Origin of the sequence: Nocardia sp. JW2 (genome assembly GCF_051843015.1) — a bacterium.
GTDB lineage: Bacteria > Actinomycetota > Actinomycetes > Mycobacteriales > Mycobacteriaceae > Nocardia > Nocardia coubleae.
Genome location: NZ_JBPXLK010000003.1, coordinates 418,155 through 441,645, shown reverse-complemented (window position 1 = coordinate 441,645; position 23,491 = coordinate 418,155). Strand labels below are relative to the sequence as shown.

Sequence of the window (23,491 nt, the reverse complement as noted above, 5' to 3'; positions counted from 1 at the left end):
TGAGCTTCATCGCCGGGTCCTCGACTGGTTCTCACCCCGCCATGGGGCGCGTGAATGCTTCGATCCGGCCCTCGACGCGCCCTGCCAGGTGCCGACGTCGAGGCGATACCGCTCGAACCTGATGAGGGGAAGAATGACAATCAAACGCTTCTACGTGGCCGCGGCCGCCGCGGTCGCACTCGGTGGTTTCGCCGCCGGTTCCGCCGGCGCCGACGCTTTCGTCCCGCTGCCCGACGGCCAGAAGGCAGGCCCGGGCGTGACGATCACCCGCACCGCCGAGCGCGCCACCGTTTCGCCGTCGCTGGCGGCCAACGGCGCGGGCCGCGTCGCCTGGGTCTCGGGCACCGTCACCGCCGATGTCACCGCGACGCCGGAGGGCGAGGTCGGCCCGTTCAACGGTCCGTCGGGCAAAGACGGCTCCAACAACTCCTCCACCCACGGTGCCTCGCAGTTGAACACCGGCTACATCGTCGGTTGCCAGGTGGCCATCGGTGACGACGCCATCTCCGCGGGCGTCTCCGGCGGCATCGACCTGTCCGGTGGCAGCATCGGCGGTTCGGTCGGCCTCGACCTGGGCCCCGGCGAGGTGAAGTTCGTCCAGATCGAGAAGAAGGACATCCTGAAGGCGGGCGTCTACTCGGTCGAGTACCAGGACGTCGAGATCGAGATCCAGGGCTGCGCCGGTTACGCCCAGGCCCGCGCCTACTCGGTCGTGGAGATCATCGGCGACCACTACTCCAAGACCACCCTCTACGGTGCCCCGTTCAGCATCGGCTGAGCGCATCCGACTTCGATCGCAAGGAATGACACACATGATCGACCGTAAGAATTCGGCCCGCATGGCCGGTCTGGTCGGCGCGGCCGCCGTGACCTTCGGCCTGCTGTCCGCCGGTGCCGCCAACGCCGACACCTTCGTTCCGCTGCCCGGCGGCGAGATCGTCAAGACCCTGTCCGACGGCTCGACCGTCACCGTTCGCCTGGTCGGCGAGTCGGCCCTCATCAGCCCGTCGATGGGCTCGACCCCGGTGCACCGCAACGCGTGGGTGTCCGGCTCCGCGCAGGTCGAGGTCTCCGGTAACGCCAAGGGCGGCAAGATCTACCCCGGTTACGTGGTGGGTTGCCAGGTCAACATCGACGGCGGCGGCGTCGAGGGTGGCGTCGAAGGCGAGAGCAGCTGGGACGGCGAGGACGTGAGCGTCGGCGCCGAGTCCGGTGCCGAACTGAGCCTCGGCCCCGGCCAGGCCAAGTCGTTCTACATTCTCGACATCGAGAAGGCCGACGACTACGGCAACGAGGACCACGGCACCAACAACAAGTTCAAGGGCAAGAGCGGCTCGGTGACCTGGGCCGACTCGACCATCGGCCTGAGCGGCTGCGCCGGGTACGCCCAGGCGCGTGCCTTCGTGAAGGTCAAGGTGGAGACCGAGAACGTGAGCTCGGTCGTCACCCTGTGGGGCCAGCCCTTCAGCATCGGCTGATCCTGACAACCCCAGCGGGGCCCGGCGTCCGAGTGGCGCCGGGCCCCGCCGCGTGATGACGAGAAAGTCACCGGTGTCGGTGTCGCGCGACGACTTCGGGAATCGGCCGCGTGCCGTGGCAGCGCGACTTGTCCTCCTCCAGCCCGAGGCCGTGGCGATCACCCGACCCGGTGACCGTGACGAGAATGGATCACTTTCATTGCGGCGGCTCGGACGTTTTCTTTGCGATCACGTGACGATCCAGCGCGGGCAGCGTCAACTCGAAGCGCGCACCACCGCCCGGCCGCTCCGAGCAGCGGATCCGGCCCTGGTGTCCCGCAACGGTTTCGGCGACCAGAGCCAGGCCGATGCCGGTGCCGCCCGTGCGACGCGAGGCGGTGACGAAGCGTTCGAAGATGCGCTCGCGGTCGGCCGCCTCGACACCGGGTCCTTCGTCGTCGACGGTGACGCGCACGTCGTCGCCGTCGCGCTCGACGCGCACAGCGGCCACACCGCCACCGTGGCGTTCGGCGTTGACGAGCAGGTTCAGCAGGGCGCGTTCGAGTTCCATCCGCCGCCCGCGCACCAATCCTCGGTCGGTGGCCGTGAGCACCTCGGCCGCGACGCGACGGCTCGCGAGCAGGTGGGCAAGCAGTTCGGCCAGCGACAGCGGCGCCGGGTCGGAGCGGTGGATGCCCGCCTCGGCACGTGCGAGGGCGAGCATGTCGTCGAGCAGACCGCGCAGGTAGGTGGTCTCCTCCACGAGCAGTCCCAGTGCGGCACGCGGTCTTTCGGACAGTTCGTCGCGATGCCCGGCCAGCACGGTCGCCGTGGTGGTCAGGGTGGTGAGCGGGGTGCGCAACTCGTGACTGAGGTCGGAGACGAGCCTGCGTTCGCGTTCGATGCGCCGCTGCAGGGAGTCGACCATGGCGTTGAAGGCCTCGACGGTCGGCGACAGGTCGACGTCTTCGGGCCGCGACAAGCGCAGGTCGAGGTCGCCCGCGGCGATGCGCGACGCGGTGCCCGCCACCTGGCGCAGGGGGCGCAGCGCGAGGTGCGCGGCCCAGGCGCCGAGCGCGGCGGCCACCGCGACGGCGAGCACCGCGCAGGCGAAGAGGATGGTGCGCAGCATCTTCAGGGTGTCCTCCAGCTCGCGCAGCGGCGCGAATTCCTGGAGGACGGCACCGTTTTCGACGTAGGTCGCGGTGCGCAGATAGGGCTCGCCCGCGATGCGCACACGGGTGGCGGGGGAGGGCACCTCGGCAGCCCGTTCGAGCGTGGCGACGGTGGCCTGGTCGGCGCCGAGCACGCCGGTGCCCGTGGTGGTGTCGAGGAGGGCGATGGTTCCGGCGGGCAGCCGCAACGATTCGAGGGCCTCCTGCCCCGTGGCCAGCGATTCCATCCGCAACCGGAGGATCTCGGCGTGCACTCCTACCGCGCGTTCGACCGTCCGAACCCGTTGGGACTCCATGTAATTGGTGCTGATGGCATACACCGAGCCCGACAGCAGCACCGCGACGAGGCTGGCGCTGAGGACGAACGCCGCTGTTACGCGACCACGCAGGCCGCGTAACCGGGTGGGCAACTCAGGACCCGGCATCGAGGCGATAGCCGAGCCCGCGCACGGTGACGATCAGGCGCGGTTCGGCGGGATCGCGTTCGATCTTGGTGCGCAGGCGGCGGATGTGCACGTCGACGATGCGGTCGTCGCCGAAGAAGCCGCGGTCCCAGATCTTGTCGAGCAGCACCTGCCTGCTCAGCACGAGCCCGTCGTTCTGTGCCAGTTCGCACAGCAACCGGAACTCGGTGAGCGTCAGGTGCACGTCTTCGCCCGCCAGCCGCACCGAACCGCGCTCCGGGCAGAGGATGAGCTGCCGGTCGGCGTCGAGGACGAGTTCGACCACCTCGCGTTCGGTGTTGTTGCGGGTGCGCCTGCCCACGGCCCTGATCCGCGCGGTCAGTTCCTTGACCTCGAAGGGTTTGGTGACGAAGTCGTCGGCGCCCGCTTCCAGGGCGGCGACCACGTCGTGGGTGTCGTCACGGGCGCTGACCACGATGATCGGCACGTCGTGTTCGCGGCGCACCTCGCGGATGCAGGTGAAACCGTCCATGCCGCCGAGCATGAGGTCGACGATCAGGACGTCCGGCACGCCGACGTTGTGTACGTGTTCCAGCGCGTGTTCGGCGCTTTCGGCCTCGGCGACGACATACCCCTCGTCCTCCATCGCCAGCCGCAACGACTCCCGTACCCGGGTGTCGTCCTCCACGATCATCAACTGCGCGCTCATACCGGGCCCAGATATACGGTCAGCTGGGGCAGAGCGACGGTGGGGTGATCGGCGAAGATCGGGTCACCGATCATCGCGAAATCCCAGCCCGCGCCGCTGCGATGCAGTTTGCCGAGGACGAAGCCGGTGTGCGAGGTGGCGCTCGACAGGTCGACGCGCACGAGCTCCGCTCCGGTGACGCTGTCGGCGACGCGGCAGAAGCCGTTGACGACCTGCTCGAAGGTCTGTCCGGTGTAGCAGGTGACGAGGAAGACGATGGCGCTGGTCGCGGCGTCGACGCGGGTGAGGTCGACGGTGATGATCTCGTTGTCGCCGTCACCGTCGCCGGTGACGCTGTCACCGAGATGGCGCAGGGCGCCGTCCCGGGAGGTGAGCTGCTCGTGGAACGCCGCGTCGACGAAGTCGTTGCCCGCGAACGCCAGGGCCGTCACATTGAGGTCGATGTCCTTGCGGGTATTGCCGAAGGGGCCGCTCGGTGGCGCGGGGTCCCAGCCGAGGCCGACGGTCACGTGGGTGAGAGACATGGTGGAGCTCCTGGATCAGGGTGGGGTCTGCTGATAGACGTCCGGGATGCCGTCGCCGTCGGCGTCGACGTGTTCGGCCTCGTCGAGGCGGCGGTAGACGCGGTTGCGGGCGCGCAGCACGATGGTCGCCAGCAGGGCCGCGGCCAGCGTGCCGCACAGCACGCCGATGCGGACGTGGTCGGCGCGGGTGTGGTCGCCCGCGAAGGCCAGTTCGCCGACCAGCAGCGACACCGTGAAACCGATGCCGCCGAGCAGCGCGACACCCGCGACGTCCACCCAGGCCAGGTCGGCGTCGAGTTCGGCGCGGGTGAGTTTGGCGGTGAGGTAGGTGGTCGCGGTGATGCCGACGAGCTTGCCGACGACCAGGCCCGCGATGATGCCGAGCGTCACCCGGTCGGCGAGGGAATCGGTGAACCCGCTGAGACCGCCGATGGTGACACCGGCCGCGAAGAACGCGAACACCGGCACCGCCACCCCGGCCGAGAGCGGGCGGATGGTGTGTTCGAACCGTTCGGCCAGGCCGTGTTCGGTGTCGGTCTCGCCGCGCCCGGCCAGTACCGGAACGGTGAAACCGAGCAGCACGCCCGCCACCGTGGCGTGCACGCCGGAGGAGTGCACCAGCCACCACGTGACCAGGGCCAGCGGCACCAGCAGGAACGGCGAACTGATCCGGCGCTGCACGGCGAGGGCGAACAGGGCGATCGGGATCAGGGCCAGCGCCAGGTAGGGCAGGTGCAGTTCGCTGGTGTAGAAGACGGCGATCACGGTGACGGCGAGCAGGTCGTCGACCACGGCGAGGGTGAGCAGGAAGGTGCGCAGCGCGGTGGGCAGGTGGGTGTTGATCACCGCGAGCACGGCGAGCGCGAACGCGATGTCGGTGGCGGTGGGGATCGCCCAGCCGTCGACCGCGCCGCCCCGGTTGATCGTGAAGTAGATGAGCGCGGGCACGGCCATCCCGCCGACGGCCGCCACCACCGGCAGCGCGGCGCGGCGCGGATCCCGCAGGTCGCCCGCCACGAACTCGCGTTTGAGTTCGAGGCCGACGACGAAGAAGAAGACGGCGAGCAGCCCGTCGGCGGCCCACTGACTCAGCGTCAGGTTCAGGTGCAGCGATTCGGGGCCGATGCGGTAGTCGCGCAGTGCCACATAGGCATCCGCCCATGGCGTGTTGGCCCAGACGAGCGCGACGATCGCCGCGAGGATCAGCAGGACACCGCCGACTGTTTCGCGGCGCAGCACTTCGCTGACGCGACGGGCTTCGGGCCAGCTGCCCCGGGTGAGAACGGTGCGGCGTGCTGCGCGGATCATCCGTGCCGGGAAGAGGTAGGTGCGGACATAGGGGTTCCCGTCTTCGCTCGAACCCCGCTCGACGGAATTCGAGCCGGGCTGCCGACCAGACTTCCCGGCGCACCGAGCCTAACTTTGCCGCACCGACCACACCCCGTGCAAACCGTGCGCGTCGCTAGCCGAGGGCGAAACGCAGCAGCGCCTGCTTGTCGCCCTGCTTGATCTTGCCCTTGCGATCGAGCACCTCGAGCTGCCATACCGGGCCGTTGCGGAAGGCCCGCGCGATGGCGTTGGCGTTCTCGGCGCCGAGCAGCGACGGCCAGATATCGGCCACCGGCTGGCTGTCGGCGCCGGTGGCGTCGTAGATCTTGAACGAGACGTTGTTGGCCTTGTCGAACGAGGAACCCTTCTTGAACGCGGCCGCGACGAACACGATGGCGTCGATCGCGGTCGGCACATTCGCGAAGGTGACGTGCACGGTCTCGTCGTCGCCCGCGGCCGCGCCGGTCTGCTCGTCACCGGTGTGCAGCACCGCGCCGTTGCCGAGCGGGTCGAGCGAATCGAGACCGGCGAAACGCACCGGCTCGCCACCCTGCATCAGGACGGCGACGAGGTCGAGGTCGACGCCGCGCTTGCGGCGCGCGATGCCGAGCAGTCCACCGCTGGAACCGGCCGACGGGTCCCAGCTCACCCCCACGCTCATCTTGGTGATACCGGCGAGATCGGCCGCGCCGTCTTCCTTCTTCAGAGTAATCACAGCTCCGAGGCTACGGACTTCCCGAGTTGGCCGCATGCCCAAGCGATTTCGCTGCCTCACCACCATCCGAGCACGGGGCCGATGGCGCGGCCGAGCGCGTCGGCGAGGGTGCGCGAGTAGGTGGCGGTGAGGTGGTGCTCGTCGTGGTATATCAGCACATTGCCCTCGGCGACGGCGCAGACGGTCGGGCCGCACACGGCGTCGGTGAGGTCGACGGGGAAGACGTGCGGGAAGGGTGCGGCCGCTTCGCGCTGCGGGTCGATCGGGTCGAGTGCGTCGCTGCGGCGCATGCCGCAGCTGATTCGGTCGCCGCCCGAGGCAAGGCAGTCGGTGGCGCGGTAGCGCACGCCGTCGCGGCGCAGCCACGGTGTGTCGCGCAGGGTGAGCACCGCCAGGCCGCGCTCGGACAGGGCCGTCCACACATCGAGGAATTCCCGCGGGGTCTCGTCGCCGCCCGCGTCGCGGGGCCGGGTGCCGACGGTGAACACCCAGTCGGGGCGGTCGGTGCCGAGCCGGTCGATCACCTCGCGTGACCAGTCCCGGCAGTCGGGGATGGGTTCGCCGTTGTAGGTGGCGTCTTCGGCGAGGGTGAGCGGGCACCCCATCTTCAGATACACCTGGATGCGGAAGGAATGCTCCTCGGCCAGTACCTGCAGTGCGGGCAACCAGTGTTCGACGTGGGAGCTGCCCGCCATGGCAATGGTGCGTTCGGCGTCGGGGTCGCCGTAGGTGCAGGTGACGACGGAGCGGGTGTTCCAGTCGGCGATGCAGCCGTCGAGCGTCGGTGGTGGCTGGTCGTTGCGGGCCTCGAAGAGATTGGGCCGCAACGGTTCGGGCGCGACGGGAGTGTTCGCGGTGAGTGCTCGCGCACCGGGGTACCTGGTTGCCTCGACGTCGGTGGTCGCGGCCGGTGGCGCCGCCCGCACGACGGCGAACTCCCAGGCCGACGCGGTCGCCACCACGGCCGCGAGCAGTGCGGCGACGCCCGCGGTGACCAGGCGCCTGCCGGGCCGGCGCGTCTTGGCGCGCAGTGGCTTCTCGATCAGCTGGTTGGTGAGCCAGGCCAGTGCCAGCGACACCGCGATCACGCCGGTGCCACCGAGCAGGTCGACGTCGGTGCTGTCGCGTTCGGTGAGGAAGAAGATGAGAATCGGCCAGTGCCACAGGTACAGCGGGTAGGCGAGTTCGCCGAGCAACCGCATGTGCCGGTGCGCGAGCAGCCGGTTGGGGCCGTCCCATTCGTGGCGTGGCACGTTCGCGACCGACACGATCACCGCCGCGGCGGCGAGCACCGGAAGCAGGGCGGCCGGGCCGGGGAAGCGGTTGGCGGCGTCGCCGATCAGCCAGCCGCACAGCACGACTCCCGCGATGCCGAGGGCGGCCAGCGGCGCCCGGCACCAGCGTGGCAGCACCAGGTACGGTGCGGCGACAGCGAGTGCCGCGCCGATCAGCAGTTCCCAGCCGCGCGCGAAGGTGTCGTAGTAGTTCCAGCCCTGATGGGTCGCGGTGCCCCTGGTCGCGTACACGAATGATGCGGCGGCAGCGGCGATCACGATCACTCCGACAACGGCTCGCGCCTGGCGCAACCGTGCGCACACCGCGACGAGGATCAGCGCGACCAGATAGAACTGGCCCTGCACCGACATCGACCAGAGGTGTTGCAGTGGGCTCACCGACGGGTCGGCGGCCAGGTAGTCGGCCCAGGTGAGCGCCAATTCCCAGTTCTGCGCGAACAGCAGCGAGGCGAGCGTCTGCGCCGCGACCGCCGACCACTGGGTGTAGGGCAGCAGCAGCGTCGAGGCCACCAGAACCCCGGCCAGCACCACCGCCATGGCAGGCAGCAGCCGCCGCGCGGTACGCCGCACCACCGGCCACACCCACCCGCGTGGACCGTGTTCGGCGCGGCGCAGCAGCATCCCGGTGAAGAAGTAACCGGACAGCACCAAAAAGACGTCTACGCCACCCGACACCCGGCCGAACCAGATGTGGAAAACCACGACCAGGCCGATCGCGAGGCCACGCAGACCGTCGAGGTCGGAGCGGTATTGCACTGTGCCGCTGCGTTGTTCGGCCGTCGAGCCCGAACCTGCCGAGGTCTCCGGCGAGAGAACCGAGGGTGACCACGCCATGTCATGTGACTATCACGGCGCCCGCGTGGATGTCACATCGAGGCATCGAAAACCGTGCGCCGCAGCGAAGATGGCGCGACGGGTTTGCCTTCCACCCGAACAGACGCCAAAATTTCGGGAAGGGACGCGGACATCACCGAATCGATGCCGCGCGGGGCTGGGAGAGACCTGTGACACGCGAAGATCCGCCCGCCGGGGGTGCCGACGATCAGGGTTCGTGGTGGATGACACCGCGTGCCGACGGGCAACAGGCCGATGCCGCCCCGCCGACGGTGCGCGCGGATACGCCCGGTTTCGGGCAGCAGCCCCCGATGAGTCAGCCGCAGTGGCCGGTCGGTCAGCAGAGTCAGCCGTGGCAGCAGCCGCCGGTGAGCCAGCCGTGGCAGCAGCCGATGCCGGGTCAGCCCATGCAGGGTCAGCCGATGATGGGGCAGCCGCAGTGGCAGCAGCCGCGGCCGCCGTACGCGCGGTCGGGGTCGTCGTCGACGCCGTGGTTGATCGGCGGTGCGGTGGTCTGCGCGTTCCTCGTGCTCATCGTGGTCGCGGTGGTGATCGGCGGCAACTCCGATTCCGATTCACCCGTCGTCGCCGCGCCGACCACCACGTCCTCGACGGTGCCCTCCACCTACTCCACCACCTCGGCCGCACCGACCTCCAAGCCGTTCGACTGGAACTCCCTCGACAGCGCGTCCACCGACGACACCCCGCTCACCGTGAAAGCCCTGCTGCCGCAAAGCTTCACCGACTCCAAGGGCGTGCTCTACACCCTGCGCGCCAGCGGCGAACACGGGTGCGATCAGCCGGGCAACTCCGACAACGTGTCGTCCGCGATCACGTCCAACGGGTGCACAACCAATATCACCGGCTCCTACATCGACAAGGACGACCACATCCTGGTGTCGGTGAACGTGCTGGTGTTCCCCACGAACTCCGCCGCCCGCTCCGCCTACGACACCCTCGACGGCCAGACGCAGGACTGGGGAATCTGGTGTCCCACAACGGGTCTGGCCAGTGATACCTGCCACGGTGACATCATGTCCGCCACCCGGGTGCAGTGGTCGGCCTACAGCCACCGCTACTTCACCCAGGCCACCGGCATCTACATCGACCTGTCCGACAACAGCAGCCTCGAGGAATGGTGCAAGGCGGGCGCCAACGCGGCGGCCACCACCGTCGGCCCGAAGAACTACTGGCAGAAGTGATCAGCGCGCTCGTCGCTCGGCGAGCAAGGCGGTGAACTCCTCGGCGTAAGCGAGCTGGCGGCGCAGTTTCGCGACGCTGTCCTCGGCTTTGGCGTGCAACGCGGCGAGCAGTTCGCGGGCCGACGGGTCGCTGAGATCGTCGAGGGCGGACAGCAATTCGCCCATCTCGGCCAGGGTGAAGCCGAGCGGCTTCATCCGGCGGATCACCAGCAGCCGGTCGATATCGTCCTCGGTGTAGAGGCGGAACCCGCCCGCGCTGCGTGCCGAGGGCCGCACCAGACCGACCTCGTCGTAGTGCCGGATCGTCTTGACCGACAACTCGGTTCGCTCGGCGACCTGACCGATCTGCAAATGCGCGCGGGCGGGCATCTCAGTGCCCTGCCAGGTGTCCGGAGAGCCTGCCGTGGCGCTGTTCGGAGGCCGCGTCGAGCCCGACGATCTCGACCTTCTTGCCCTTGGACTCGTACTTGGTGGTGATCGCGTCCAAGGTGGCGACCGTCGAGGCGTCCCAGATGTGCGCGTCGGACATGTCGATCACGATATTGCGTGGGTCGTCGACGTAGTCGAATTGGTACACCAGGTCGTTGCTCGAGGCGAAGAACAGTTCGCCGCGCACCTTGTAGACCCGGGTGTCGATGTCGCCGTCGTGGTCGACATCGGCCTCGCCGATCTTCTCGACCTCGGTGAAGTGGGCGACGCGGTGGGCGAAGGCGACCATCGCGGTGAGCACGCCGGCGATCACGCCGTAGGCGAGGTTGTGTGTCGCCACCGTGACGGCGACGGTGATCGGATACACCAGCCACGGCACCCCGAGCAGGTGCGGGATCTGCGCGGTGAAGATGAGGATCGCCAGCGCGTTGACGAACCCGACCATCACACTGCGCGGGATGAACCGCATCAACCGCGCGACCCCGATCACGCTGAGCACGATCTGCAGCACACCGGCGAGGATGACCGTGGCGATCAGGTAGTCCAGTCCGTACTGCCGCATGACGGGCGCGATCACCAGGGCGACCGCGCCGGTCACGGCGAGATAACCGCAGGTGCGAGCTTCGCCACTGCCGCCCGTCCTCGTGATGGGGGAGTAGGCGCAGGATTCGGCGATCGACGGGGGTTCTGGCCGATCCCTGCTCAGGTCACGAACTGGTCAACGGCCCAGATCACATGGAAAGTGCCAGGTCGCGCGCCTAGGGTCGGTTACCGAGCTCGACGAGATGGAGTATTCGCCAAGAGGAAGTCGGGGGCGGACATTGCTTCGCAAGAGACCCAGTACACAGACGTGCCGTGACGCGGTGGAGTTGGCCGTGCGAGCACCGTCGGTGCACAACACCCAACCGTGGCGGTGGCGCATCGGGCACGGCCGCGTCGACCTGTTCGCCGATTTCGGCCGACAGGTCACCGCGACCGATCCCCGCGCCCGTGCGCTCACGGTGAGCTGCGGTGCCGCGCTGCACCATCTGACCGTCGCGTTCGCGATGCTCGGCTGGCACGCGGTCGTCGAACGGCTGCCCGATCCCGCGCGGCCCGATCACCTCGCGCGGGTCGAACTCACCCCGCGCTCGCCGAGCGACCACGACATCCGGTTGGCCGCCGCCATCCATGTGCGCCGCTCCGACCGGCGCCGCTTCCCCGACCTGCCCATCCCGGCGCGCGACCTGCGGACGGTGTCGCGCTGTGCCTCACGGTTCGGCGCCGCGGCCCGCCACGTTCCGGACATGCTGCTGCCCGAGCTGGCCGAACCCATGCGCTCGGCCGCCGCCCGGCACGCCGTCGACGGTGACTACCTCGCGGAACTGAGCGAGTGGAGCGGTTGCCACGGTGAGCTCACGGGAGTGCCCGCCCACAACGCCCCCGCACCCCGCCGCCCCGACGAACTACCGGTGCGGGTCTTCGCCGACGCGCAGCTGTCGGAGTACACCGACGAACCCGACGCCGCGCACTGGCTGGTGGTGTGCACCCCGCGCGACACCCGGCTCTCCCAGCTGCGCGCTGGGGAGGCGACGAGCGCCATCCTGCTCGAAGCCACCCGGCTCGGTCTCGCCACCAGCCTGCAGTCCGAACCCCTCGGCATGCTCGACCTGCGCGACCAGATCCGCACCACGGTCCTGCAGGAATGCGCCTTCCCGCATGTGATGGTCCGCCTCGGCGTCATGCCCCACGCCGCCGCACCCCTGGAATCCACTCCTCGCCGCCTCGTCGACGACGTCATCGAGTACGACGAGACCGTGTTCGCCATGGCCTAGTTCTCCGCCCGGCAGTCCCCGTCAGCGCCGCCGCCCGATCCGGGTGCGCGGCGCTGACGCGCGTTCGGGCTCGAACGAAATCGGCTCGCCATCCGTAATCATCTCTGTCACGCGGCGATATAGGACTGTATCGCCAGACGCGTACTGCCGCTTCGGACAACGATACGTGCGGGTAACCCTGCCTCGCGGTACACATACGTGGCAGAAGAAGGCAGACTGCCAGCAATCGCGAGTTTCGCAACCTCACCCGTCCGGGCCAGGTCCTTGGAGAATTGTGGAAGGAGTCGGCGAGTGTTCAGCCGTATCGCCATCGTGAATAGGGGAGAGGCCGCTATGCGCCTCATCCATGCCGTGCGTGATCTGGCGGCGGCGACAGGACTACCGATCGAAACGGTGGCCCTGCACACCGACGTCGACCGCACCGCGACCTTCGTGCGCGAGGCCGACATCGCCTACGACCTCGGGCCCGCCTCAGCTCGCCCGTACCTCGACCTCAAGGCGCTCGAGAAGGCACTGGTCGCCACCAAGGCCGACGCCGCCTGGGTCGGCTGGGGCTTCGTCGCCGAGGACCCCGCCTTCGCCGAGCTGTGCGAGCACATCGGTGTCACCTTCATCGGCCCGAGCGCCGACGCCATGCGCAAGCTGGGCGACAAGATCGGCGCCAAGCTGATCGCCGAGGAAGTCGGCGTCCCGGTGGCGCCGTGGAGCCGCGGCCCGGTCGACACCATCGATGACGCCATCGAGGCCGCGGGCCGCATCGGCTACCCGCTGATGCTGAAGGCCACGGCCGGTGGTGGTGGGCGCGGTATCCGCGTCATCACCAACGAAGCCGAACTCGTCGACGCCTACGAGCGCACCAAGCAGGAAGCCGCCCGCGCCTTCGGCAGCGGTGTCGTGTTCCTCGAGCGCCTGGTCACCGGTGCCCGCCACGTCGAGGTCCAGGTGATCGCCGACGGTCAGGGCAGCGCGTGGGCGCTCGGTGTGCGCGACTGCTCGGTGCAGCGACGCAACCAGAAGGTCATCGAGGAGTCGGCGTCGCCGGTGCTGAGCGCCGAGCAGACCGCCGACCTGAAGGCCTCGGCCGAGCGGCTCGCGATCGCCGTCGGTTACTGCGGCGCGGCCACCGTCGAATTCCTCTACCACCCCGGCGATCAGCTGTTCGCCTTCCTCGAAGTCAACACCCGACTCCAGGTCGAGCACCCGATCACCGAGATCACCACCGGTTTCGACCTCGTGCACGCCCAAATTCGGGTCGCCTCGGGCATCAAGCTCGAGGGCACCGCACCTGCCGAGCGCGGCCACGCCATCGAGGCCCGCCTCAATGCCGAGGACCCGGACCGTGACTTCGCGCCCGCCCCCGGCCGCATCGTCCGCCTCGACCTGCCCGCGGGCCCCGGCATCCGCGTCGACACCGGTGTGAGCGAAGGCGACACCATCCCCGCCGACTTCGACTCGATGATCGCCAAGATCATCGCCTACGGCCGCGACCGCGACGAGGCACTCGGCCGGTTGCGCCGGGCCATGGCCGAGACCCGCGTCGTCATCGAGGGCGGTGCCACCAACAAGAGCTTCGTACTCGACCTGCTCGACCAGCCCGAGGTGATCGACGCCAGCGCCGACACCGGCTGGATCGACCGCGTGCGCGGCGAGGGCCGCCTGGTCACCCACCGCCACTCCACCGTCGCACTGGCCGTCGCCGCGATCGACGCCTACGAGGAAGACGAACGCGCCGAACAGCACCGGCTGCTGTCCACCGCGTCGGGTGGCCGTCCGCAGGTGCAGCACCAGAGCGGTCGCCCGCTCGACCTGAAACTGCGCGGCGCGAGCTACCGCGTGCGCGTGGCCCGCATCGGTGCGCACCGCTTCCGCGTCGGCATCGAGGCCGGTGCCGACCTGCGCACCGCCGACGTGGACCTCGACCGTTTCGATCGCCACACCGGCCAGATCGTCGTCAACGGCACCCGTTACCGCCTGATCACCGGCACCCACGGCCCCACCCACGTGGTCGATGTCGACGGCATCACCCACCGGATCAGCCGCGACGAGGGCGGCGTGGTCCGTTCGCCCGCGCCCGCGCTGGTCGTCGGCACCCCGCTGGAAGTCGGCGCCGAGGTCGAGGCCGGTGCGCCGGTGCTCGTGCTCGAGTCGATGAAGATGGAAACCGTGCTGCGCGCGCCGTTCCGCGCCCGCCTCAAGGAATGCGCGGTCTCGGTCGGCACCCAGGTGGAGACGGGCGCGCCGCTGCTGCGCCTGGAACCGCTCGCCGACGACGACGCCGAGGAGACCGCCGCCACCGGCACGGTCGTTCTCGACCTGCCCGCCGAGCCGACCCCGCGCAGCCCGCACGAGCGGATGTCGCGTGGCCTGCAGGACCTGCGCAGCCTGCTGCTCGGCTTCGACGTCGACCCGCACGACAACAGTCGCGTACTCGACGACTACGTCATCGCCCGCAAGGAAACCGTCGCCGACAACATCCGCCCGCTCGGCGAGGAACTCGAACTGGTGCAGGTCTTCGCCGACCTCGCCGAACTGAGCCACAACCGCCCGGCCGACGACGACGGCGCCCACAGCCACGTGCACAGCGCCCGCGAGTACTTCCACACCTACCTGCAGAGCCTCGACGTGGAGCGGGCCGGGCTGCCCGAGTCCTACCAGGCCAAGCTGTCGGCCGCGCTCGGCCACTACGGCATCACCGAACTGGACCGCACGCCCGATCTCGAGGCCGCCGTCTTCCGGATCTTCCTGGCCCAGCAGCGGCCCGCCGAGACCGGCGCGGTGATCACCACCCTGCTGCGCGAATGGCTCACCGAGCCCATGCCCGACCAGGTGCTGCGCGAGCCGGTGGGTCTTGCCCTCGAACGGCTCGTCGCCGCCACCCAGGTCCGTTTCCCCGTGGTCGCCGACCTCGCCCGCGGCCTGGTGTACGCCTGGTACGGCCAGCCGCTGCTGCGCCGCAACCGCGCCCGCGTCTACACCAATGTCCGCAGACACCTGAGCTACCTCGACGCCAACCCGCAGGCCTCCGACCGCACCGAGCGGATCGCGGAGATGGTGCGCAGCACCGAACCGCTCGTCCGCCTGCTCGGCCAGCGGCTGCAGCGCGGCAAGCCCGACCACACCGCCATGCTCGAGGTGCTCACCCGCCGCTACTACGGCAACAAGGGCATCACCGGGGTTCGCACCGAGCAGGTCGGTTCGACCACCTTCGTCGTCGCCGAACGCGCCGGGTCGAGCCTCGTCTCGACCGCGGTGAGCTTCGCCGCGCTCGGTACCGCCCTGGACGGGCTGGCCGAGCTGGCCCGCGGCGCGGTATCCATCGACGCCGACATCTACCTCAGCTGGGAGGACCAGCCCGAGGACTTCGACGCCATGGCGGTGGCCCTGCAGGAAGTGCTCGGCACGCACCCGCAGCCGAACCAGGTGCACCGCATCACCGCGACGGTCGCGGGCAGCGGCGGCTCGGTCATGCACCACCACTTCACTTTCCGTCCCTCGGTCACCGGCATGGCCGAGGAGCGGCTGATCCGTGGCCTGCACCCCTACATCGCGCAGCGCATGCAGATGGAGCGGTTGCGCAAGTTCGACCTCACCCGCCTGTCGTCCTCGGACGAAGAGGTGTACCTGTTCCGTGCCGTGGCCAAGGAGAACCCCTCCGACGATCGCCTGATCGCCTTCGCCCAGGTGCGTGACCTGGCGGCGCTGCGTGAGCAGGACGGCAGGCTGGTCGCGCTGCCGACGGCCGAGAGCGCCATCGCCACCTGTGTCGATTCGATCCGCCGGGCCCAGTCGCGGCGCCCGTCGGCCAAGCGGCTCAACACCAACCGCATCGTGATGTACATCTGGCCCCCGATGGATGTCACCCGGGCGGAACTCGAGACCATCGGTGGTCACGTGCTGCCGTCGGCGGCGGGTGTCGGTCTCGAGGAGATCCTGCTGATCGCCCGTCAGCGCGATCCGCAGACCGGCGAGCTGAACAAGATCGTTGTGCGGATCTCCTTCGACGCCACCGGCGGCACCGAGGTGACGGTCGGCGAGCGGACCGACGAAGCCGTCGAACCGCTCGACGAGTACCGCCAGAAGGTGCTGCGCGCGGCGGCCCGCAACACGGTCTACCCCTACGAATTGACCGGGCTGCTCGGCGAATTCACCGAGTACGACCTCGACGAGAACCACGCGCTCGTCCCCGTCGACCGGCCGAAGGGCCACAACAAGGCGGCGCTTGTGGCCGGTGTGGTCACCACGCCGACCCCGCGTCACCCCGAGGGCGTCACCCGGGTGCTGCTGCTCGGTGACCCGACCAAGTCCCTCGGCGCCCTGTCGGAGCCGGAGTGCCGCCGGGTGATCGCCGCGCTGGATCTGGCCGAGCAGATGCGTGTTCCGCTCGAGTGGTACGCGCTGTCCTCGGGCGCGCGGATCTCGATGTCCTCGGGCACCGAGAACATGGACTGGGTCGCGGCCGCACTCAAGCGGATCGTCGAATTCACCCAGGACGGCGGCGAGATCAACATCGTCGTCGCCGGCATCAATGTCGGCGCCCAGCCGTACTGGAACGCCGAGGCCACCATGCTCATGCACACCAAGGGTGTGCTGGTGATGACCCCGGATTCGGCGATGGTGCTCACCGGCAAGCAGTCGCTGGACTTCTCCGGTGGTGTGTCGGCCGAGGACAACTTCGGCATCGGCGGCTACGACCGGGTGATGGGCCCCAACGGTCAGGCGCAGTACTGGGCGCCGAACCTCGGTGCGGCGCGCGATGTCCTGATGTCGCACTACGAGCACACCTACGTCGTCCCCGGTGAGTCGGCACCGCGCCGGGCCACCAGCACCGACCCCGTCGACCGGGACATCTCGAGCTTCCCGCACACGCTGGCCGACAGCACCTTCGCCACCGTCGGCGAGATCTTCTCGGCGGCCGCGAACCCGGATCGCAAGAAGCCCTTCGACATTCGCACGGTGATGCGCGCGCTGGCCGACCAGGACCACCCGGTGCTGGAACGCTGGGCGGGCATGGCCGACGCCGAGACCGCCGTGGTGCAGGACGCGCACCTCGGCGGAATCCCGGTGTGCCTGCTGGGTATCGAGTCGCGCAATGTGCCGCGTCGCGGCCTGGTGCCGACCGACGGTCCCGACACCTACACCGCGGGCACCCTGTTCCCGCGCTCGTCGAAGAAGGCCGCCCGCGCCATCAACGCGGCCAGCGGTAACCGTCCGTTGGTCGTGCTGGCGAACCTGTCGGGCTTCGACGGTTCGCCGGAATCGATGCGCAAGCTGCAACTCGAGTACGGTGCCGAAATCGGCCGCGCCATCGTCAATTTCGACGGCCCCATCGTGTTCTGCGTGATCTCGCGCTACCACGGCGGTGCGTTCGTCGTCTTCTCGAAGGCGCTGAACCCGAACATGACCGTGCTCGCCCTGGAAGGCTCGTTCGCCTCGGTACTCGGTGGCGCACCCGCCGCCGCCGTGGTGTTCGCCGGCGAGGTCAACGCCCGTACCGCCGCCGATCCCCGCATCGGCGAACTGGAGGCGCGCGTGGCCAACGCCTCGGGCACCGACCGGGCGACGCTGGCCGCCGAACTCGACGAACTGCGGTCGTCGGTGCGCGCGGAGAAGCTGGGCGACGTGGCCGCCGAATTCGACCGCGTGCACAACATCCAGCGCGCGGTGGAGGTCGGCTCGGTCGACGCGATCGTCAGCGTCGCCGACCTGCGTCCGCGCATCATCGAAGCGATCGAAACCCGCCTGGGCTAGGCGATTTCGGGGACCGGCCGCCCTGCTCGGGCGGCCGGTCACAGCTTCGTCATGATTCCGCTCGCCCGAACTGGGTAATTCTCGGTTGGCAGCCTGTCGGCTGTCGATCGAGAAGGGATAAGGTTTGTCGATTTCCGCTGACGAATCCCAGAGTCGAAATCCGAACAAAGGTTACATTGCCCTTTTGGGCTGGAGTTTGAACGCCGTAGCGGCTGTCGATCGTTTCGATCGGCGCTACATCGTGGTGGCCCCCGCATGGGCGCAAGATTATTGCACTGAACACAACATTCCCTATATTCCATGGGATTTCGAACGTCTCAACGATCGTTCGATGGAGATCGCGGAAACGCTGAAGGATCTGGGCGTCGACGTCGCCATCCCGATCTTCGAGGAGACCGTCGAATGGGCGGGCGCGATCAATTCCGTGTTGCTCGACAACCCGCGCCTGCTCGGGCAGGCCATGCTGCTGCGCGACAAGTCGCTGATGAAGCGGCGCGCCCAGCTCGGCGGCATCCGGGTCGGCATCTTCGAGGAGGCGCACGACCGCGACGACGTGGCCCGTTTCCTCAAGCGGGTCAACCAGACCCTGCTCAAGCTCGACGGTGACCCCAACGACCCGATCCACCTCAAGGCCTTCGACAAGGCCGGCTGCCTCGGTCACCGCGTGATCCGCACGCCCGACGAGATCGACACCATCCCCGACGACGAGTTCCCGATGCTGATGGAATCGCATCTCGACGGCTGGGAGTTCGCGGTGGAGGCCTGGGTACACAAGGGTCGCATCTGCTTTCTCAACATCTCCGAATACGTCACCCTTGGCTATTCGGTGTTCGTTCCGGCCACTCCTGAACTGGAGAAGTATCGGCCGGAGATCACCCGTCAGGTCGAAAAGCTCATCAAGACCTTCGACATCGAGTTCGGCTTCATCCATCCCGAGTACTTCGTCACCAGCGACGGCGAGATGTATTTCGGCGAGGTCGCCTATCGGCCACCGGGTTTCAAGGTGTTCGAACTGCTCGAACGCACCTACGGTTTCAACGCCTATCACGCGCTGGTGCTGGCCTTCGACCCGAAGACCACCGACGAGGAGATCGACGCCTTCTTCCCGAAGGAAGTCGTCGACGCCACCGGGCACGCCGGATGCTTCGGGGTGTACCCGCGCAGGCGGGTGGTCAGCCAGCTGTCGATTCCACCGGAGACCGAGGATCACGACTATTTCGAGTCCCACGAGCTCACCGAGCCGCTGGCCGAGAAAGTCACCAAGCGAACGGCTTTCGGCAACCATTGGGGCCTGCTCTATTTCTTCGGCGACGACCCGTACACTCTGCGGGATCTGCTGAAGCGACAAGAAGAGCTCGACTTCTACATCTGATCGGATCGGCGATTGAGTCCAAGCGACCAGGCGACGCTCGACAAGCGTCTCGCCACCCTCGACCACGCCACCGGGGCCCTGCACGACACCGGCGAATTCGGCAAGCAGGTGAAGCTGCCCAGAGTGCTCGACGCGCTGCGCCGGGTACTGCTGGTGCCGGGCGGGTGTGCGGCGGTGCGCGAACGAGCGCAGCAACTCGAGGCGGCGGGCCTGTTCCTCGGCACCGATTGGGCGCAGCCGCAGATTCTCATTCCGGCGCTGAGCACCGGTTCGCTGCGCAGTGCCAATGCCGACACCGTTGTGGTGGAGGCGGTGAGCGATCTGCGGTTGCTCGCCGTGGCCAAGGGTGATTACGAGCATCCGCTGATCTCGGCCGCGGCGGCCGGTGAGCATCTGTCGCAGGTGCTCGCGGTGAATCTGTCGCTGCTGTTCTCGCCGCCCACCGAGGCCGAGCGGGAGCAGCAGGGGCGGATGGCCCAGGTGTCGCGCGAACTGCTGCACTACCTGGTGGCCGAGGTCGGGTACGAGAAGGTGCTCGAGAATCTCGTGGACGAGATCTGGCGCATTCTGCGACAGCGGCCCATCCAGGTGGACGCGGTGAAGCGGATGATCACCCAGATCGCGGTGGCCAGAGCCAATCCCGATGTCGATCTCGGCGCAAGTGGACTCGGCGCCGACCGGCTCATCAGCAGCCTCTACGGCACCACCGAGGGGTGCCGGGAGGACCCCGGCGTCGAGATCTACCGCGCCCGCCTCGAATCCATGGACGACAGCGCCCTGCAGTACGAGGCGACGGGTTTCGCGCGTTCCATGCACGACACCGGCCTGGTATCGCCGTATCACGCTGTGCTGCTGCGCTTTCTGCTCGGCAAGGGTGAATATCTGCTCGGCGAGGCGATGGGCTTGTCGAGCACCGGTCGCGACAGCCTGCTCTGCTACCACGAACTCGTCCGCACCCTGATCGAGCAAGCCGTGTTCGTCGAAACAGCGCAGTGTGTCTACGGTTTGGCGTTGCTGCTCGAACGCGGCATCCTCTATCAGCCGCCGGTGGCGCCCGCGCTGTGGCGGCAACTGTCGCTGCGCCTGTCACCGCATTCGCAGCAGCGGTTGACGCAGGTGTTCGGCGTCGTGCCCGACCCGCGCGCGCGGTTGCTCGCCGGGGTGCTGTCGGTGCTCGGTCAGCCGCTCGGCATCGGCCAGGGCGACAACCCCACCTGCCAGTCGGCGCGGGCCCTGTCGATGTGGGCTTACAACGATCCCGACTACCTGCTGCAATCGGTGGTGTGGGCCGCGCGTGACGACGAGATCGTCATGCACTTCGAAGGTCAGCCGCTGTCCTCACGCGAGCACGGCGACGAGGCGAACGCCCTGCTGCACCACGACCTCGACCCGGTATCACTGCTGGTCGTGCCCCATCTGGACCGCATCTACGCCGAGATGGGCCGCCGGTGCGCCGGTCGTGAGGGCGACCCGCATCGCTGGATCAATCCCGAATTCCACGGATGGTGGTCCGGACGGGGTTTCCGCATCAATGTCGATGTCGCCACCGGAAATCTCGTCGACCTCGACGATTTCCAGCGCCACTTCTACGCGAGCTATCACCCCTTCTACAACGGCAATCAGCCCGTGATCCACCCGCAGCCCGCCGGTATCGCGGTCACCGACAGCGCCGCCCGCTTCGTCGGCTGGCACGCGATCACCATCCTGCGCGTGAGCCTCGACCCGCAGGGCAAGATGCGCGTCTACTTCTACAACCCCAACAACGACAGCGGCCAGGACTGGGGTGACGGAGTAGTCGTCGGTACCGCGGGCCACGGCGAACGCTTCGGCGAAGCGTCACTGCCCTTCGAGCAGTTCGCCTCACGGCTCTACATCTTCCATTTCGACCCGCTCGAGCCCGGGGAATCGGCAGCCGTGGACCGCGCGGAATTGGATCGGGTCACCGGCTACATCCGGCGCAGTTGGGGCGCCGACCGGCTACCACCGGAAGACGTTGTGGCCGAACAGGATTAACTGTGCGTCGCGAGGTAGACCAGCGTGGCCACGCCGAGCGCGAGCGCGCCGAGAATACCGCCGGCGATGGTGTCGGCGCGATTGGTCGCGATCCCGCGTTCGATCCGGTCCCACCCGACGAACGCCGCGCCGACCGCGATCACGGCGGCGGGCACCGCGAGAAACTCACTCGCGAACGGGATCACGGAGAATCCGCACGCGAAGATGCCGAGTACCAGCGAGAGCAGTCCCGCACCGTTGCGCGGCGGCGGCACCTGGGGTCCTGGCATTCCCCGAGCGTAGCGGGAGGGGCGTCGGCGGGCACCGCGTTGTCGGCGGTGACGACGTGCATGAGCGCGCGCTCCTCGTCGGCACCGGTGCGTCGCTGACCGGTTGCTGGTGACGGCCTCGGCATCTGTTCTATTTCATTTTCGTCCGGAAGTTACTCGGCGTTATATCGTGCAATTCCCTGTTCGAATGCGCTGATGCTCAGGATGAAATGGGGTTGTCGACATGGTGGTCGGGGCAGAGAAGGATTCGCTGAGGGGAAGCCATCGCGCGGTTCGGGTGCGTGCGCGGCGGCCGTTGCGGGTGACGGAACTGGTCACCGGGGCGATGGTGTTGCTCGCCGCGGGTGGCGCCATGGCAGGACCGGTCGTCGCGGCCGTCCTGGTGTATCGGGCCGGTGGGCCGCAGGTCGGCACCGCCGTCACAGCCTCGGTGGTCGTGGCGGTCCTGGCGGTGGCCGCGACCCTGGTCACCGGAGTGTGGCTGCTCGCCACGGCGTGGAGTCGTCGCACCCCGCGTCTGGCGCCCGAGACGTCGACCGTGCGAATCCCGATGCCCACCGGCCTGCGTCCCCGGCTGGGAATGACCGGTGTCGCCGTGCGAGGTGCGCCATGACGGCGGCCGCGCGGGTCGGCGTCGCAGAGTGCCACCGGTGCCGGTTGTTCGTCGAGGTTCTCGACCACGACCGGTGCGGGACACGGCTCGCCCAGCTTCTCGCTCGGGCCAGGCAGCACTGGACCAGCCACAGCGATCGTGCCGTGTTCGGTCCACGAAACCACTGGGACGGCATCACCCTCGACGATGCCGTCCGGTGTCCGGGCGACCTGGTCGAGGCGGCCGCGGCCGGTTGCGGTTGCGGTGACCAGGCCGAGGACCTGGCCACCGTCCTCATGCTGCTCTCGGGCTGTCCCGTCGTGGTCGAGCCGGTCGCGGGGCAGCCGTGTTTCCTTCTGTCCCTGTACGGCCTGGCCGACGACGATCTCGGTCTCGCCGAAACCCTCGTCCAGGTCTTCGAGCTCGACCATTCCCTGCGCGTCGTCGACCGGACCAGCTGGACCGTTCCGGTCGCCGCCCGCTGACCCTCAGCCGCGCACCGCGAGCGCGTCCACCTCGAACAGCATTCCGGGCAGGGCGAGCGCGGCGACGCCGAGCAGCGTCTGGGTGGGCGGTCGCTCACCCCAGATCTGCGCGATCTTCTCGCCGAGCACGGTCAGCTTGTCGAGGTCGTGCTCGACGATGAACGTGCGCAGCTGAGCGACGTCGCCGTAGTCGAGACCCGCTGAGCGCAGCGCGGTTCCGAGGTTGGCGAAGGCCCGCTCGACCTGTCCGGCGAAGTCGTCGGTGGTGGTGTGGCCCTGTGCGTCCGAGTCGTACTGACCCGCGATCAGCACGAGCTCACCGCTCACCTTCGCGACATGGCTGTAGCCGAATCCGGTGGGATCGTGCAGCTCGGCGGGGTTGCTGATATCCAAAGGCATGGCGTCTCTCCTGGGTGCGCGAATGGTCGGCACAGGGGAGACGACGCACCGCCGGAGAGTGTGACAACCGCTAGCGCGCGTCCGAGGGGTGTGGTCCGGTACCGAACGGGTTGGGCTCGTCGTCGGCGAGAACGCCCACGAAGGGCTCGCCCTCACCGGCGAACACGTACGCGCCGTCGGCGATGCGCTCGATGAGGCCGCGCGTCCACCTCGCTTCGCTGTCGGCCGAGTCGACCCACATGTGCATGATCTCGCCGATGTGCCCGAGCTGCCCCGGTCCCTGCTCCGGGGTGTAGTACTCGGTGACCGAGGTGCGCCACTGCTCGAGCTTGCCGATGCGCTGTTCCAGCAGGGTCACCACCTCGTCACGGGGGAGGTCGACCATGAACCCGATGCCCGCCGAGAGCATGTCCACCTTCTGGTCGTAGGAGGTGAGGGCCTCGCGCAGCAGGGTGAAGTACTCCTCGGTGCCCGCCTCGGTCAGCTCGTACTCGACGCGCGGAGGTCCGCCGACGGTGCTCGGCGCGACTTCGTGGGCGAGCAGGAGTCCCTGCTTGGCCGACTGCTTGAGCGCGTGGTAGATCGACCCGGGTTTGGCGTTGGACCATTCGTGGGCGCCCCAGAACTCCAGGTCGTTGCGCACCTGGTAGCCGTGTGCGCGCCCGTGCTGACGGACCGCGCCGAGAACCAGCAGCCGGATCGCTGACATGGCCGTCTCCCTTCCGT

19 protein-coding genes and 1 pseudogene are annotated in these 23,491 nt (G+C 68.5%); 9 read left to right on the top strand and 11 right to left on the bottom strand.

Going from position 1 to position 23,491, the window contains the following annotated elements; translation table 11 throughout:
- The first annotated feature begins 133 nt into the window (after positions 1 to 133).
- Both ACSVDM_RS07410 and ACSVDM_RS07405 read left to right on the top strand, forming a co-directional pair.
- Complete coding sequence (locus ACSVDM_RS07410) at positions 134 to 778, top strand: MspA family porin (RefSeq protein WP_439263721.1); 645 nt, start codon at positions 134 to 136, stop codon at positions 776 to 778.
- A 34-nt stretch (positions 779 to 812) separates the two neighbouring features.
- Positions 813 to 1,478: an MspA family porin gene (locus ACSVDM_RS07405; protein WP_067496968.1), complete on the top strand. Its 666-nt coding sequence runs from the start codon at positions 813 to 815 to the stop codon at positions 1,476 to 1,478.
- A gap of 196 nt (positions 1,479 to 1,674) precedes the next feature.
- Here ACSVDM_RS07405 and ACSVDM_RS07400 read toward each other — a convergent pair whose 3' ends face one another.
- The 6 genes from ACSVDM_RS07400 to ACSVDM_RS07375 form a co-directional block, all read right to left on the bottom strand.
- Complete coding sequence (locus tag ACSVDM_RS07400) at positions 1,675 to 3,057, bottom strand: ATP-binding protein (protein ID WP_439263720.1); 1,383 nt, start codon at positions 3,055 to 3,057, stop codon at positions 1,675 to 1,677.
- Positions 3,044 to 3,745 carry a response regulator transcription factor gene (locus ACSVDM_RS07395; protein ID WP_439263719.1) on the bottom strand — a complete coding sequence of 234 codons (702 nt, stop codon included), beginning with the start codon at positions 3,743 to 3,745 and terminating at the stop codon, positions 3,044 to 3,046. Before ACSVDM_RS07395 ends, ACSVDM_RS07400 begins: the two co-directional genes overlap by 14 nt.
- Positions 3,742 to 4,269: a TerD family protein gene (locus ACSVDM_RS07390; RefSeq protein WP_439263718.1), complete on the bottom strand. Its 528-nt coding sequence runs from the start codon at positions 4,267 to 4,269 to the stop codon at positions 3,742 to 3,744. The genes ACSVDM_RS07395 and ACSVDM_RS07390 overlap by 4 nt, the downstream gene beginning before the upstream one ends.
- 15 nt (positions 4,270 to 4,284) lie before the next feature.
- A complete protein-coding gene (nhaA, locus tag ACSVDM_RS07385) occupies positions 4,285 to 5,574 on the bottom strand; it encodes a Na+/H+ antiporter NhaA (RefSeq protein WP_439263763.1) in 1,290 nt (429 codons plus the stop codon).
- Positions 5,575 to 5,731: 157 nt separating this feature from the next.
- On the bottom strand, positions 5,732 to 6,313 hold the full coding sequence (locus tag ACSVDM_RS07380) for a TerD family protein (protein ID WP_067496979.1): 582 nt from the start codon (positions 6,311 to 6,313) through the stop codon (positions 5,732 to 5,734).
- A gap of 56 nt (positions 6,314 to 6,369) precedes the next feature.
- Positions 6,370 to 8,442, bottom strand: a complete 2,073-nt coding sequence (locus ACSVDM_RS07375; RefSeq protein WP_439263717.1) for an acyltransferase family protein — start codon at positions 8,440 to 8,442, stop codon at positions 6,370 to 6,372.
- Positions 8,443 to 8,612: 170 nt separating this feature from the next.
- Between ACSVDM_RS07375 and ACSVDM_RS07370 the strand changes: the two genes are divergently transcribed.
- The gene (locus ACSVDM_RS07370; protein WP_439263716.1) at positions 8,613 to 9,644 is read left to right on the top strand and encodes a hypothetical protein; all 1,032 of its coding nucleotides are present in this window, start codon (positions 8,613 to 8,615) and stop codon (positions 9,642 to 9,644) included.
- On the opposite strand, the gene ACSVDM_RS07365 is transcribed toward ACSVDM_RS07370, so the two are convergent.
- Together ACSVDM_RS07365 and ACSVDM_RS07360 are read right to left on the bottom strand one after the other, a co-directional pair.
- Positions 9,645 to 10,013 (bottom strand): MerR family transcriptional regulator, encoded by a 369-nt coding sequence (locus ACSVDM_RS07365; protein WP_439263715.1) that lies wholly within the window; start codon positions 10,011 to 10,013, stop codon positions 9,645 to 9,647.
- Position 10,014: 1 nt separating this feature from the next.
- A pseudogene (locus ACSVDM_RS07360) lies at positions 10,015 to 10,674 on the bottom strand (SulP family inorganic anion transporter); the annotation flags it as partial.
- Between the two features lie 184 nt (positions 10,675 to 10,858).
- Between ACSVDM_RS07360 and ACSVDM_RS07355 the strand changes: the two are divergent.
- The 4 genes from ACSVDM_RS07355 to ACSVDM_RS07340 all read left to right on the top strand — a co-directional run bounded on the left by ACSVDM_RS07355 (position 10,859) and on the right by ACSVDM_RS07340 (position 21,020).
- Entirely contained in the window at positions 10,859 to 11,887 is a 1,029-nt protein-coding gene (locus ACSVDM_RS07355) for an Acg family FMN-binding oxidoreductase (RefSeq protein ID WP_439263714.1), read from the top strand.
- Positions 11,888 to 12,178: 291 nt separating this feature from the next.
- Entirely contained in the window at positions 12,179 to 17,635 is a 5,457-nt protein-coding gene (locus tag ACSVDM_RS07350) for a carboxyl transferase domain-containing protein (protein ID WP_439263713.1), read from the top strand.
- Positions 17,636 to 17,966: 331 nt separating this feature from the next.
- The gene (locus ACSVDM_RS07345) at positions 17,967 to 19,007 is read left to right on the top strand and encodes an ATP-grasp domain-containing protein (protein WP_225280910.1); all 1,041 of its coding nucleotides are present in this window, start codon (positions 17,967 to 17,969) and stop codon (positions 19,005 to 19,007) included.
- Between the two features lie 12 nt (positions 19,008 to 19,019).
- On the top strand, positions 19,020 to 21,020 hold the full coding sequence (locus ACSVDM_RS07340) for a hypothetical protein (RefSeq protein ID WP_439263712.1): 2,001 nt from the start codon (positions 19,020 to 19,022) through the stop codon (positions 21,018 to 21,020).
- Here ACSVDM_RS07340 and ACSVDM_RS07335 read toward each other — a convergent pair.
- Positions 21,017 to 21,289, bottom strand: coding sequence for a hypothetical protein (locus tag ACSVDM_RS07335; RefSeq protein WP_181697801.1), 273 nt, complete (start codon positions 21,287 to 21,289; stop codon positions 21,017 to 21,019). The two genes, ACSVDM_RS07340 and ACSVDM_RS07335, sit on opposite strands and share 4 nt — an antisense overlap.
- A 223-nt stretch (positions 21,290 to 21,512) precedes the next feature.
- Between ACSVDM_RS07335 and ACSVDM_RS07330 the strand changes: the two genes are divergently transcribed.
- Together ACSVDM_RS07330 and ACSVDM_RS07325 are read left to right on the top strand one after the other, a co-directional pair.
- Positions 21,513 to 21,902, top strand: a complete 390-nt coding sequence (locus tag ACSVDM_RS07330; RefSeq protein ID WP_439263711.1) for a hypothetical protein — start codon at positions 21,513 to 21,515, stop codon at positions 21,900 to 21,902.
- Positions 21,899 to 22,366 carry a hypothetical protein gene (locus ACSVDM_RS07325; RefSeq protein ID WP_439263710.1) on the top strand — a complete coding sequence of 156 codons (468 nt, stop codon included), beginning with the start codon at positions 21,899 to 21,901 and terminating at the stop codon, positions 22,364 to 22,366. The genes ACSVDM_RS07330 and ACSVDM_RS07325 overlap by 4 nt, the downstream gene beginning before the upstream one ends.
- Positions 22,367 to 22,369: 3 nt before the next feature.
- Here ACSVDM_RS07325 and ACSVDM_RS07320 read toward each other — a convergent pair whose 3' ends face one another.
- Complete coding sequence (locus ACSVDM_RS07320) at positions 22,370 to 22,765, bottom strand: RidA family protein (RefSeq protein ID WP_439263709.1); 396 nt, start codon at positions 22,763 to 22,765, stop codon at positions 22,370 to 22,372.
- Between the two features lie 70 nt (positions 22,766 to 22,835).
- Positions 22,836 to 23,474, bottom strand: a complete 639-nt coding sequence (locus ACSVDM_RS07315; RefSeq protein WP_067642600.1) for a PadR family transcriptional regulator — start codon at positions 23,472 to 23,474, stop codon at positions 22,836 to 22,838.
- Between the last annotated feature and the right edge of the window lie 17 nt (positions 23,475 to 23,491).

Excerpts from the sequence above, each read along its gene's own strand:
- ACSVDM_RS07410 (WP_439263721.1), top strand. The coding sequence starts at position 134 with ATGACAATCAAACGCTTCTACGTGGCCGCGGCCGCCGCGGTCGCACTC.
- ACSVDM_RS07355 (WP_439263714.1), top strand. The coding sequence starts at position 10,859 with ATGGAGTATTCGCCAAGAGGAAGTCGGGGGCGGACATTGCTTCGCAAG.
- ACSVDM_RS07375 (WP_439263717.1), bottom strand. The coding sequence starts at position 8,442 with ATGGCGTGGTCACCCTCGGTTCTCTCGCCGGAGACCTCGGCAGGTTCG.
- ACSVDM_RS07400 (WP_439263720.1), bottom strand. The coding sequence starts at position 3,057 with ATGCCGGGTCCTGAGTTGCCCACCCGGTTACGCGGCCTGCGTGGTCGC.
- ACSVDM_RS07365 (WP_439263715.1), bottom strand. The coding sequence starts at position 10,013 with ATGCCCGCCCGCGCGCATTTGCAGATCGGTCAGGTCGCCGAGCGAACC.
- ACSVDM_RS07405 (WP_067496968.1), top strand. The coding sequence starts at position 813 with ATGATCGACCGTAAGAATTCGGCCCGCATGGCCGGTCTGGTCGGCGCG.
- ACSVDM_RS07330 (WP_439263711.1), top strand. The coding sequence starts at position 21,513 with ATGGTGGTCGGGGCAGAGAAGGATTCGCTGAGGGGAAGCCATCGCGCG.
- ACSVDM_RS07315 (WP_067642600.1), bottom strand. The coding sequence starts at position 23,474 with ATGTCAGCGATCCGGCTGCTGGTTCTCGGCGCGGTCCGTCAGCACGGG.
- ACSVDM_RS07395 (WP_439263719.1), bottom strand. The coding sequence starts at position 3,745 with ATGAGCGCGCAGTTGATGATCGTGGAGGACGACACCCGGGTACGGGAG.
- ACSVDM_RS07325 (WP_439263710.1), top strand. The coding sequence starts at position 21,899 with ATGACGGCGGCCGCGCGGGTCGGCGTCGCAGAGTGCCACCGGTGCCGG.
- ACSVDM_RS07345 (WP_225280910.1), top strand. The coding sequence starts at position 17,967 with ATGGAGATCGCGGAAACGCTGAAGGATCTGGGCGTCGACGTCGCCATC.
- ACSVDM_RS07320 (WP_439263709.1), bottom strand. The coding sequence starts at position 22,765 with ATGCCTTTGGATATCAGCAACCCCGCCGAGCTGCACGATCCCACCGGA.
- ACSVDM_RS07335 (WP_181697801.1), bottom strand. The coding sequence starts at position 21,289 with ATGCCAGGACCCCAGGTGCCGCCGCCGCGCAACGGTGCGGGACTGCTC.
- ACSVDM_RS07390 (WP_439263718.1), bottom strand. The coding sequence starts at position 4,269 with ATGTCTCTCACCCACGTGACCGTCGGCCTCGGCTGGGACCCCGCGCCA.